General features: G+C 36.4%; 11 protein-coding genes and 1 riboswitch. All 11 genes read right to left on the bottom strand.

Annotation, left to right across the window (positions count from 1 at the left end; genetic code table 11):
- Window positions 1-116: 116 nt before the first annotated feature.
- The 11 genes from K412_RS0108840 to rplI all read right to left on the bottom strand — a co-directional run bounded on the left by K412_RS0108840 (window position 117) and on the right by rplI (window position 12,260).
- Window positions 117-530, bottom strand: a complete 414-nt coding sequence (locus tag K412_RS0108840) for a MerR family transcriptional regulator (RefSeq protein ID WP_024832770.1) — start codon at window positions 528-530, stop codon at window positions 117-119.
- 50 nt (window positions 531-580) lie between these two features.
- Window positions 581-1,183: a ComF family protein gene (locus K412_RS0108835; RefSeq protein WP_242835586.1), complete on the bottom strand. Its 603-nt coding sequence runs from the start codon at window positions 1,181-1,183 to the stop codon at window positions 581-583.
- Window positions 1,184-1,354: 171 nt separating this feature from the next.
- A complete protein-coding gene (gene recD2, locus K412_RS0108830) occupies window positions 1,355-3,754 on the bottom strand; it encodes an SF1B family DNA helicase RecD2 (RefSeq protein WP_024832768.1) in 2,400 nt (799 codons plus the stop codon).
- Between the two features lie 115 nt (window positions 3,755-3,869).
- Window positions 3,870-4,208 (bottom strand): hypothetical protein, encoded by a 339-nt coding sequence (locus tag K412_RS0108825; RefSeq protein ID WP_024832767.1) that lies wholly within the window; start codon window positions 4,206-4,208, stop codon window positions 3,870-3,872.
- Between the two features lie 152 nt (window positions 4,209-4,360).
- Window positions 4,361-5,551 (bottom strand): methionine adenosyltransferase, encoded by a 1,191-nt coding sequence (gene metK / locus K412_RS0108820; protein WP_024832766.1) that lies wholly within the window; start codon window positions 5,549-5,551, stop codon window positions 4,361-4,363.
- A gap of 103 nt (window positions 5,552-5,654) precedes the next feature.
- Window positions 5,655-5,756, bottom strand: a riboswitch (SAM riboswitch).
- Window positions 5,757-5,823: 67 nt separating this feature from the next.
- The gene (locus K412_RS0108815) at window positions 5,824-6,216 is read right to left on the bottom strand and encodes a thioesterase family protein (protein ID WP_024832765.1); all 393 of its coding nucleotides are present in this window, start codon (window positions 6,214-6,216) and stop codon (window positions 5,824-5,826) included.
- A gap of 91 nt (window positions 6,217-6,307) precedes the next feature.
- On the bottom strand, window positions 6,308-8,167 hold the full coding sequence (gene ftsH, locus K412_RS0108810) for an ATP-dependent zinc metalloprotease FtsH (protein ID WP_024832764.1): 1,860 nt from the start codon (window positions 8,165-8,167) through the stop codon (window positions 6,308-6,310).
- A 244-nt stretch (window positions 8,168-8,411) separates the two neighbouring features.
- Window positions 8,412-8,951, bottom strand: coding sequence for a hypoxanthine phosphoribosyltransferase (gene hpt / locus K412_RS0108805; RefSeq protein WP_024832763.1), 540 nt, complete (start codon window positions 8,949-8,951; stop codon window positions 8,412-8,414).
- Window positions 8,952-8,987: 36 nt separating this feature from the next.
- Entirely contained in the window at window positions 8,988-10,409 is a 1,422-nt protein-coding gene (gene tilS, locus K412_RS0108800; protein WP_024832762.1) for a tRNA lysidine(34) synthetase TilS, read from the bottom strand.
- A gap of 21 nt (window positions 10,410-10,430) precedes the next feature.
- Complete coding sequence (gene dnaB, locus K412_RS0108795; protein WP_024832761.1) at window positions 10,431-11,771, bottom strand: replicative DNA helicase; 1,341 nt, start codon at window positions 11,769-11,771, stop codon at window positions 10,431-10,433.
- A gap of 42 nt (window positions 11,772-11,813) precedes the next feature.
- The gene (gene rplI, locus K412_RS0108790) at window positions 11,814-12,260 is read right to left on the bottom strand and encodes a 50S ribosomal protein L9 (protein ID WP_024832760.1); all 447 of its coding nucleotides are present in this window, start codon (window positions 12,258-12,260) and stop codon (window positions 11,814-11,816) included.
- Window positions 12,261-12,268: the final 8 nt, after the last annotated feature.

The raw sequence follows: 12,268 nt of genomic DNA, 5'->3' as shown, positions 1-12,268 counted from the left end.
ATACAACCTATATAGTTATTATCGACAGAATAGCAAATTTATTTAGTATTGTTTAAAATAATTCAGCGCATTAAAAAAGCGAGAGTATTATTATACCCTCGCAGCGAGTTCATTTTTTATATCTTTTTGTTTAAGTATCTCATTCCAATGCCATTTGCCCTTAATTGCTCTGATGTATCTGGCTGAGTCTTTTTGGTTGTTTTCGCCAAATCAATACTGACTTCGTTTTGACATTCTCTGCAAAATCTCCCTGTCTTAATGGATTTACCGCATCTTTCGCACTCAAGAATTATGTTTGAATCATCAGTAATTTCCAGACGTCCCTCTTTCAAAAACAACTTTATCTTTTCCACGCTCACGTCAACTTCTAAAGCTACCTGCGACAGCGTAGCACCAGGATTATCATACAAATAATCCTTTACCTTTTTAAAAATTTCTTCATCGGCATTCTTACAGTCCTGACAAATAGGAGCACCGCCAATATAATTATACATCCTGCCACATCTTCTGCAGTTTCTCAAATCTGGCATGTCTATCCCTCCCCAAACAATTATACTCAAATTGAAGTTAAAAAACAGTATCAATAATTTCTTGTAGTTGCAATAACCCCCGCTATAATCCTTTTGGCACCAGCCTGCTTTAATGCCTTACAACATTGATTAAGCGTACTTCCTGTTGTCACGATATCATCAATTAATAATATGTTTTTGTTAGCTGCTACTCCATCACTAACAACCATAAATGCATCTTCGAGATTTAATAAACGGTCGGTCCTTTTTAGAGCACTTTGGCTCTTTGTAGGAGAAGTCTTGATTAAAAGATTTTTCTCACAAGGCACCTTTAATGTTTTTGAAATCTGCTCTGCCATTAGTTCTGCCTGATTGTAGCCTCTCTGCTTGTGTCTGCTCTTATATAATGGAACGGGAACAATCATGTCAAAATTGGCCTTTTGACCTGTACTTTCTATCTTTAAAGCCAATAGTTTTCCAAACGCTCTATAATATGACGGCTTATTGCTGAACTTGAACCTTCTCAAAGCCTCTTTCAAGGAATCTGAATATCTTCCCACACAGAGTATGCCATCACAATAGTTTTGTATTTCAACGGGAAGATTTAATGATAGGATTGAATTTTTATAATAATCTATCTCCCCGACACATTTCTCACAAATATATATTGGCACTCCTGCCTTCAAAACGCTGTTGCAAAGTACACACCTAGGAGGAAAAATGTATTCAATAAATGCTATATTACTTTCCTCCCCTTATCGTTAATTGAGAATTACAGTATATTTTAATATTACATCATTTTTCATTTTTGTGCAACAAACCAGTTCATTATACACTACAAACCATCATAACTTTAAAAGGTCGCAAAGCATTGAATTTCTTTCATTTATTTTAACATTTGAAACCATTAATTTTATTGCCTTTTTTTGGCCTATAATACATGCCATCTTTTTAGCTCTCGTAACAGCTGTATATCCAAGATTTCTGTTCAACATAACATAGTTTCTCATATGACAGAGTATAATTGCTGCTTCACACTGGGAACCCTGCATTTTATGAACTGTCAGGCAATATGCAAGATCTATCTCCTCAAGGTCACTAATATGATATATTATTATAAAGTCATCATACTGAACTGCAACTTTCTTTTCGGATGTCTCTGAGTCCTCATTTTCAGATTCAAATTCCTTAATATTTGATATTTCAATAATTCTTCCAATATCACCGTTAAAAATTCCACAATTTTCTTCAGCAAAATATCTTCCCGTTTCAGGGTCTCTCTGATAATGAGGGGTCTCGTAATTATTGCTTAAATGAATAACCTTGTCTCCTTCTCTGAAAACACTATTTCCCCTTTTAATTTCCTGTTTGTTTGCTGCCGGAGGATTAACCATCTCCTGTATAGCTTTATTTAATTCATAAGTACCGATTTCAGAAGATTTTTGGGGGCAAATAATTTGAATATCATCTATTGAATAATTATAGGCTGTCATAAGCCTATTTAATGCTTCCTGAGTTTTCTTTATAACTCTGTATTTGTCATCTTCTTCAATTACAAAGAAGTCCTTGTTTTGATTGATTATTTCAGGCATTTCGCCATTTATAATCCTGTTGGCATTTGAAATAATACCGGAGCCGTCTGCCTGACGCTTTATGACATTCAACTTTACTGTAGGTATAACTCCACTTTTTATCATATCATCAAGAACGTTTCCCGCACCTACAGAAGGAAGCTGTTGAGTATCACCAATCATGACTACGGTTGTCCCAGGTGAAATTGCAGTAAACAATGCATGAGCCAAATCTATGCTAAGCATGCTGCTTTCGTCAATTACTATTAAATCATAAGGAAGTTCATTGCCCTGTCTATAAAAAAAGCCTTTATTCTCATATGAAAATTGAAGAAGTCGGTGTATGGTCATTGCTTCAAAACCTGTTATTTCTGTAAGCCTTTTAGCTGCCTTTCCCGTAGGCGCCGCCAACATAAAACTCATTTCCTCACGGTTTTCAAAAACTCTTTGCAGCACATATATCATACATTCTACAGTAGTAGTTTTTCCGCTTCCGGCAGAACCGGTGAGTATTAGCATATTGGTTTCAAAAACAGCTCTGACAGACTCCTTTTGCATTTCTTCCAGTTCAAAACCTTTAAGTTCTTCAAACTCTTCTATCAGCCTGTCCACATTTGCAACACTAATGTCCGGCTGACACCTGACTATATTTTTAATAGCAAGTGCAGTCTCATATTCCATCTTGTGCATTTCCCTGGTATAAACCGCTTCATACCTGGCATCCTCTTCTGTATATGTTACATTCACAAGGAGTCCTGATTTTATCATTCTCTTATATGCTTCATCCAGTTCATCCTCACTGATTTTATCAACATTATCGCTTAAAGCTTTTGAAGTTGCCTGTAAAAGCTGTTGTCTGTACAAGTAACAGTGTCCTTCGGTTTCAGCTGTTTCCAACACGCTCTTTAGGGCGGCTTCCATTCTGAATATGGAATGAGAATCTATTCCAAGTTTTTTTGCTATCTCATCACAGGTTTTAAAACCAAATCCTTTTATATTTGTAAACATGTATGGGTTCTGCTCGGCAATAGCTATGGATGTTCCTTTAAAAGTATTGTAAATCTTCATTGCCTTGGCTGACGACACTCCGAATTTTTGAAAGAAAATCATTACATTCTGATATTCCATATTTTCCATATATGAATCGTGGATAAGCCTCGCTTTATCAGCAGAAATGCCTTTGATTTTCACCAGAGACAGCGGTTCATTCTTTATAACCTCCAATGTGTTGCTACCAAAACCTTCTACAAAACCTGAGGAAGTTTTATAACCAATTACTATATTTCGTGCTGTTTTTTCTCCCACACCTTTAATAATTCCACATGATAGAAAGGTTATTATTCCTTCATTTGTAGCAGGTTCAATAAATTCTACAGTATCAGCTTTAAGCTGTTTTTCACCTTTGTAAACTCCTACAGTACCAACAATTTTACAGGGCAGAACTGCACAATGGTCATTCACCTCATAATATCCTGTTACACTTATAAGATCTTGGGTTTCATGCTCAAACCCATCCTCATCAACAATTCTTTCTATATCAAAAGTATAAATTTTGTATCCATTATCCGCATTTTCATATATTTTATAGTCAAAGCGGCCAATAATACTTAACTTTGTCCCCACAGGGTAACTGTCAAACGACCATCTTTGCTGTTGAAATTGTCCTGTTGCCACGGTAACCTCCAAACTGTAAAATAAGTGCTTGTCCATATTAATTTCATTTGTAATATATATCTTATCTTATTTTATATACTGCTACAAGAAGGATACTTTGAGTGGGTGTATGTATTTATTTATAGAAAATGCTTTCTCTCTCATCAAAACTGCATACCTCAATCAATGGATACTGTTTTTCAAGTCTTTTTAGAATTTTATATGTTTGGTCTTTTGATTTCATATCTATAACAATGAAACTTCCGTTTATGGCTATATTTCTTACAAATCTGCTCATCATAGCTTCACGGATTATTCTTTCGATATTTTCTTCCTGATCATTGACCAAGAGAACAAGGTTTGCTTTTTCAACATAATACTTTTTGTTTTCCAATAATCTAAATAGACTATTAAACAGGCTGAAAATACCATAAATAGAAAATAGTATTAAAATTATGTAGCCGATATCCGTCATAAACTTCTCCTGTAATATTCCTCGTACCTTATTTTATGAATTACAGGTATGTTTTGTTACAATAAGGCAATTTAAAAAGAGGTATAATTCAAAGCTGCTTGCATTACAGCAGTAAAATTGTACCCCTTCTTATGTTATTTAAAATATAAATCTTATAATCCTGCTTCTTTTCTTAATATATCAGCTACATCCGTCTTCTCCCAAGAAAAATCTGCATCTTCTCGTCCAAAATGACCGTATGCTGCTGTTTTTCTGTAAATCGGCCTTCTTAAATCCAGTTTGCTTATGATAGCAGCCGGTCTTAAATCAAAGTGCTTATTTACTAACTCTGAAATCTTCTCCTCAGGAATAACAGCTGTTCCAAATGTATCTACAAGTATTGATACAGGCTTTGCAACACCAATTGCATATGCCAGTTGAACCTCACATTTGCGAGCAATTCCAGCTGCTACGATGTTTTTAGCAACATATCTTGCAGCATAAGCAGCAGAACGGTCAACCTTTGTAGGGTCTTTCCCTGAGAAAGCACCGCCTCCGTGTCTAGCGTATCCACCATAAGTATCAACTATGATTTTTCTTCCTGTAAGTCCGGAATCTCCTTGAGGTCCTCCTACTACAAATCTTCCTGTAGGATTAATGAAGTACTTTGTTTTCTCATCCAGCAACTCTTTAGGAATTACAGGAATGATTACATGCTCCATTATATCCTTTTCTATAGTATCATGGTCTACGTCTGCTCCATGCTGAGTGGATATAACTACAGTATCAACTCTAACAGGCTTGTCCCCATCATACTCAATAGTAACCTGTGATTTACCATCAGGTCTTAAATATTTTACTAATCCGTTCTTTCTTACTTCACTTAACTTTAAAGTAAGCTTATGAGCCAACATTATAGGCATAGGCATCAACTCAGGTGTTTCATCACATGCAAAGCCAAACATCATTCCCTGGTCTCCTGCTCCTATGGCCTGAATCTGTTCTTCACTCATTTCACCTACTTTTGCTTCAAGTGCCTTATCAACACCCATAGCAATGTCTGATGATTGTTCATCTATAGAAGTTATCACCGCACATGTATCACAATCAAAACCATACTTTGCCCTATCATAACCTATTTCTCTTATAGTATTTCTTACTACTTTAGGAATATCAACATAACAGTTAGTTGTTATTTCTCCCATTACCATTACCATACCAGTTGTAACTGTTGTTTCACATGCAACTCTCGCTTGAGGATCCTTTTCATAAATTGCATCCAATACTGCATCAGATATCTGATCACAGATTTTGTCAGGATGTCCTTCTGTTACTGATTCAGAAGTAAAAAGCCTTTTTGTCATACAAAACTACCTCCCCTATTTAAATAAAAATTATTAGTTAGAGATTTTTTTATAAAATAAAAAAACCTCTTCCGAGGTTTGTCATGTTTTATATCAATAACACCCCTCATCTTCCAGGTAAAACCTGAAGGAATTGGCACCATGCAAAATTATGCTGGTTGCCGGGTTTCATCGGGCCCATTCCCTCCACCTCTCTTGATAAGGATTAAATATTTACTTTTAAATTCATTTAACCATAAATTGGTCTGCTAGTCAATAGAAGTTAATGACTATTATTCATTTAATTTACTTTTTGCTTTTGATATAAATCTTTGAGCATTTATAATAAATCTCTCATGCTGTCCCTCTCCTATTTTACCCTTTTCATCAAAAGCCTCAACATTAAATACCAGTCTTTTCCCGTCTACTTCAACAAGCTCTGCCCGAGCAGTTACGTTTAATCCAATAGGTGTCGCTGCCATGTGCTTCACATTTATCATGGTTCCCACTGTTGAGCTGTCTTCATCAATATAATTCTGTACTGCTATGGAAGCGGCCTTTTCCATCAATGCAATCATGGCTGGTGTTGCAAAGACATCAAGACTTCCACTGCCCATAGTTTTTGCAGTATTTTCCTCTGAAACAAGTATATCTGCACTTCCTATTATTCCAACTTTTAAATCCATGTAAATTATATCCTCCATTTAAAGATATGTATAATTAAGGGGCTTGCCCATTGTAAAAGCAAACCCCTAAAAATTTAAAATCTATTAAAGTTTAACCTTCCAACTGAGGTGTTTCTGAAGAACTTTCCAATGCTGCACTTTCAAAAATTTCTTCAAACTCTGCACCTTCTACTTTTTCCTTTTCAAGAAGTACTTCTGCAAGCTTATTAAGTCTTCCGATATTTTCTTTTAACAAGGACACAGTTTTTTCATAGGCGCTGTCAATAATACTTTTTACTTCATTATCAATTATTGCTGCAACCTCATCACTGTAGTTTCTGGCCTGAGCAAGATCTCTTCCTATGAAGACTTCATCATTCTCATTTCCGAAAATCATATTGCCAAGTTTTTCACTCATACCATACTTTGTAACCATGTTTCTTGCAATCTGATTAACCTTTTTAAGGTCACTTGATGCTCCGGTGCTGACTTCATCCATTATGATGTCCTCAGCCGCTCTTCCGCCAAGCGCAATAATTATTTCTTCCATCAGCTGGGACTTAGTATGATAGCTCTTGTCCTCCTGAGGTCTGCTTGCAGTATATCCCCCTGCCATTCCTGCAGGTATAATTGATACTCTGTCTACCTTCTGGCTTGAGGATACAAGTCTTATTGCTATTGCGTGACCTGCTTCGTGGTATGCTGTAACCTTCTTATCATGTTCACTCATAACACGGCTCTTCTTTTCAGGTCCCATCATTACTTTAAATGCAGCTTCTTTTATCTCTTCATTTCCTATTTTTTTCTTATTGGCTCTGGCAGTAAGCAGAGCAGCTTCGTTCAAAAGGTTTTCAATGTCTGCTCCAGTAAATCCTGGAGTTATTCTCGCAAGATCATCCAGTTTTACATCATCTGCCAACGGCTTTCCTCTTGAATGAACTTTTAATATCTGCTCTCTACCCTTTATATCTGGCAAACCAACAACAACACGTCTGTCAAAACGACCTGGTCTTAGCAGAGCAGGGTCTAATATATCAGGCCTGTTTGTTGCAGCCAGTATAATAACTCCCTCATTTATACCAAAGCCATCCATTTCAACCATCAACTGGTTAAGAGTCTGTTCTCTTTCATCATGGCCACCGCCTAATCCGGCACCTCTGTGACGTCCTACGGCGTCTATTTCATCTATGAATACAATACATGGTGAATTCTTTTTTGCCTGTTCAAATAGATCACGAACACGGGACGCACCGACACCCACAAACATTTCAACAAAGTCAGAACCACTGATACTGAAGAACGGTACTCCAGCTTCACCTGATACCGCTTTTGCCAAGAGTGTTTTACCAGTTCCGGGAGGTCCTACAAGGAGTACACCCTTTGGTATTCTGGCGCCCAACTCAACAAACTTCTTTGGTGCTTTCAAAAACTCAACAATTTCTGCTAGTTCTTCTTTTTCTTCATCTGCACCTGCTACATTCTCAAATGTGACCTTCTTTTTATCGTCCACAGTCATTTTTGCACGGCTTTTCCCAAAGGACATAACCCTGTTGCCCCCGCCTCCGCCTTGAGACTGCTGGATAAAAAAGAACCATATAAGAATTAATATTATTACAAGACCAACAGTAGGAAGCATTGAAACCCACCATGGTGGTTGAGGCGGCTGTGTTACATGAAAATCTTCAATAAGGTTACTATCCAAAGCAGCTGTAAACCTATCAGATGCAGATGTTACATCCGGAGGGACAATAACTACAAATTTGGTCCTGTTATTTTCCTTTGGCTTTTTCAATTCAATTGTAGCTGTATCTGTTTGTAAACCTATACTCTTTACATTTCCGGCCTTTATTTCCGTTAATAATTGAGAATAACTCATTTTAGGCGGATTATCACCTTGTGTAAAGAATGTTATTACAACCAAAATAAGTATAAAAATAATTATATAAAAACTGATACCCTTAAAATATTTCAAATATCTCCCTCCTTAATTAGACCCAGGTATCAAATATAACTCAAAGGCCTTTTACTCCATTTTGCACACTGAGTTATTATTTAAATTTTTACCCAAACACCCGAAAAATGCGGCTGTCATTCCTGGATATATTGCAGAAACAACTCTATTACTTTATTAGCTGATTATTCCAATTTGTACAGTATATATTATATTAGCATATACACATATAAAACACAATAAACACCATAATCAGTAATAAATTTTATTCTTTTGTGTACACTTCTCTTTTTAGCACGCACACTTCAGGTATATTTCTGTATTTGCCCGCATAGTCAAGTCCGTAACCGATTACAAACTCATCAGGTATCTCAATTCCTTTATAGTCAACTTTGAGGTCAACCTTTCTTCTTGATGGTTTATCAAGTGCCGCACATATCTTAACACTGAGCGGTCCCCTTGTTTTGAGGAGTTCTACCAAATGGTTGAGGGTTAGACCTGTGTCTATAATATCCTCAACTATCAATACATGTTTTCCGGTAATATTAGCATCAACGTCCTTTATTATTTTAACAACTCCTGATGATTTTGATGAGTTACCATAACTTGATACAGACATAAAGTCCAAGTCAACAGGAATGGTTATCTTTCTGGCTAAGTCTGCAAGAAAAATAAATCCTCCTTTCAGAACACCAATAATAACTAACTCCTGTCCCGCATAGTCTTTTGAAATTCTAGCCCCAAGTTCTTCAACCTGTTTCTCCAACTGTTCCTTTGAAACCAATACTCTCTCTACTACATCCATTTAACGCTAATCCCCCTTAATATAAGCAAATCTTTTTTATTTTTTCTCTAAAATACAAGAAATCTTCAATACGTTTTTAGTATTGTCAGTTACTTTATAATTATCACTTATTTTGTTTCCTACTATCCAAACTATTTCTTTTCCCAATGCTATAAGCGGAATAATATCTCTAATCTCTCTGGGAACCTTATTATCTATAAAGTACTCCTTTAACTTCTTAGTACCATTTGACTTTAATGGCTTAAAAATATCTCCGTCTCTTCTGTTTCTAAGAAGAATACTTTTCCCAGATGAAATCAATTTATCCAAATCAATAAATTTAGTATGAACTTTTTCATTACAATTTATAAATTCCCCAAAGTTTTTAATTGATTCTATTTTTATAATTTCAGTTTTAACAACTATACCTTCATTTTGTATTTCAGTTTCTCCCGGAATTTGAAGAATTTCTTCAAACTGCTTTCGGATTACTTTCCCCTGTTCTTTTAAAATCAAAGAGTTATAAGTCCTAACCGCTGTCATCGAATGAGGTAAATCAATCTGAGCACCTGTTCTTCCGTTTTCAATAAGGTTGTTGAGCTTATCCATATGAATGTATTCAAACCCGTTAAGGGTTCCACAGGTTTTCCCTACTGCTATCCTTAACATGCGTAATCTGACAGCTTGATGAACTTCCATTAATATCTTCAAATCAAGTTCTGTATACATTCTCTTTTCCGAAAGAACTGATTTTTGATAGTATAATTCAGAATTATATCTTAAATAATCATCCTCTGCTACAACTATTTTAGATAATCTTAGTAAATTTTCTGTAACATCCGCCCCAGATGCCTCATTAATTGCCGGAATTACATTAAGCCTTATTCTGTTTCTGAAATAATCCGTATGAAGATTTGAGCTGTCTGTAACCGCTTCTATCCCCATTCCCTTTACATACTCTTCTATCTGATACCTGTCCACATCCAACAGAGGGCGTATTATGTTATCTCTTTTATACTCCATTCCTCTAAGCCCTTCCAAACCTGTACCTCTGCAAATTCTCATTAAAATGGTTTCAGCCTGATCATTTCTGGAATGGGCAACAGCAATTTTTGAGGCACCTTGTTCTTCCGCAACAATGCTAAATGTTTCGTATCTGGCATTTCTGCCGGCTTCCTCCAGAGACGTTTTTTCACTCTTGGCTTTTTTGGCAACATCTATATGTTTTACGTAAACTTCAAGGCCTAAAGAGGAGCAAAAGCTTCTTACAAAATTCTCATCCCTGAGAGCTTCTTCCCCCCTTAACATATGGTTTATGTGTACAGGATATATTTTTATTCCCAATTCCTTGGAGATAGAATACAAGACATGGAGCAGGCATACTGAGTCATATCCTCCGGATATGCCCACAATTACGCCTTCTCCATAATTAATGAGCCCCTTATTTTTAATGGTTTCTAAAACCAATTGTTTGAGCATGACAATTTCCTTTACTTGTTTTTATTGCCTGAACTTTTCCAGATTGGCAAATTTCGTGTACTGTCCTAGCCACACAAGCTCTACTATTCCCGTAGATCCATTTCTGTGTTTTGCAAGTATTACCTCTGCTATGTTCTTCTTCTCTGTTTCAGGATTATAATAATCATCTCTGTAAAGAAACATTACAATGTCAGCATCCTGCTCTATTGCTCCCGATTCTCTCAAGTCGCTGAGTATAGGTCTGTGATCAGTTCTTGTTTCCGGGGCACGGCTAAGCTGTGACAATGTAATTACCGGTACATTTATTTCCTTTGCAAGAATCTTTAGAGAACGGGATATTTCCGAGATTTCCTGCTGTCTGTTTTCACTTTTCGACCTACTTCCCTGCATTAACTGCAGGTAATCTATTATTACAAGTCCAAGATTATGTTCAAGCTTCAGCCTTCTGCATTTCGCCCTTATTTCGGTAATAGATACACCAGGTGTATCATCTATAAATATAGGTGCCTCAGACAGCGGTCCTAATGCCTTGGCAACCTTTTGCCAGTCGTTGTCCTCAAGTTTTCCCGTTTTCATTCTATTACTGTCAACCATAGCTTCACTGCAAAGCATTCTGTTTACAAGCTGCTCTCTGGACATTTCCAGACTAAAGATTGCAACAGGTACATTACTGTGTACAGCTGCATTTTGTGCAAGATTTAACGCGAAAGCAGTTTTACCCATTGCAGGACGAGCAGCTATTAAAATAAGGTCCGAATTATGCAACCCCGATGTTTTAAAATCCAAATCAATAAATCCTGTAGGTATTCCGGTTACATTTCCACTATTATTATATAATTCCTCTAATTTATTGAATGTATCTACCAGAACATCCTTTATGGGCACAAACCCTTGTGAACTCCGCTTCTGGAGTATATCAAATATATTCTGCTCTGCCTTGTCCAGTATAAATGATACTTCTTCCGAAGCATTATATCCTAAATCAACTATATCTGAAGAAGCCTTTATTAACTTCCTCAAAAGCGCCTTCTCTTCAACTATTTTTGCATAATGTTTTACATTTGCCGTTGTAGGCACTTCAGTTGCAATATTAGTCAAATATTCAAGTCCGCCCACAAGGTCAAGCTTTCCGTGAAGTTTCAGTCGTTCGGATACAGTAATCAAGTCGATGGGCTGGGCTCTGTCAAATAGTTCAATGATTACGTCATATATTTCTTTATGATCCGGCCTGTAGAAATCCTCCGATTTCAATATCTCCATAACAACAGGAACAACTTCCTTGTCTATGAGCATAGAGCCAAGTACCGATTGTTCCGCTTCCAGGCTTTGAGGAGGAATTCGTCCAAGAGTTCCTATATCCATTATATATTCCACCTTGTTTTTAGTTGTTATTCCATATAAATCTTATAAACTTTCTATCTTTACTGTAAACTTTGAGTTGATTTCCGGGTACAGCTTAACTTCAACTTCAAAAGTTCCTACAGATTTAAGTGAATCTGGCATAACCAGTTTCTTTTTGTCTATATCAATCTTTTGCTGAGATTTTAATGCTTCCGCAACATCCTTACTTGTTATAGAGCCAAAAAGCTTTCCGTTCTCTCCTGCTTTTACTTTTAATGTAACTGTTATATCCTTTATCTTCTTTGCAAGTTCCTTGGCCTGTGCAATCTCACGCTCTTTCTTCTGAGCTTCTGCCTCTTTTTTTGTTTTCATTATGTTTATATTCGATGAAGTAGCCTCAACTGCAAGTCCTCTTGGAAGAAGAAAATTTCTTGCGTATCCGTCACTGGCCTCAACCATCTGTTCCTTTTTCCCCAAACCTTTAACGTCCTGTTTTAATATAACCTTCATAAATTAAC

Origin of the sequence: Ruminiclostridium josui JCM 17888, assembly GCF_000526495.1 — a bacterium.
In the GTDB taxonomy this organism is placed as follows: Bacteria; Bacillota; Clostridia; order Acetivibrionales; family DSM-1351; genus Ruminiclostridium; species Ruminiclostridium josui.
Note: the sequence above shows the minus strand (reverse complement) of the source record. Positions and strands in the feature narration are given on the sequence as shown.

Coding starts and splice junctions, on each gene's coding strand:
- K412_RS0108840 (WP_024832770.1), bottom strand. CDS start 530: ATGCCAGATTTGAGAAACTGCAGAAGATGTGGCAGGATGTATAATTAT.
- K412_RS0108825 (WP_024832767.1), bottom strand. CDS start 4,208: ATGACGGATATCGGCTACATAATTTTAATACTATTTTCTATTTATGGT.
- metK (WP_024832766.1), bottom strand. CDS start 5,551: ATGACAAAAAGGCTTTTTACTTCTGAATCAGTAACAGAAGGACATCCT.
- K412_RS0108815 (WP_024832765.1), bottom strand. CDS start 6,216: ATGGATTTAAAAGTTGGAATAATAGGAAGTGCAGATATACTTGTTTCA.
- hpt (WP_024832763.1), bottom strand. CDS start 8,951: ATGGATGTAGTAGAGAGAGTATTGGTTTCAAAGGAACAGTTGGAGAAA.
- tilS (WP_024832762.1), bottom strand. CDS start 10,409: ATGCTCAAACAATTGGTTTTAGAAACCATTAAAAATAAGGGGCTCATT.
- dnaB (WP_024832761.1), bottom strand. CDS start 11,771: ATGGATATAGGAACTCTTGGACGAATTCCTCCTCAAAGCCTGGAAGCG.
- rplI (WP_024832760.1), bottom strand. CDS start 12,260: ATGAAGGTTATATTAAAACAGGACGTTAAAGGTTTGGGGAAAAAGGAA.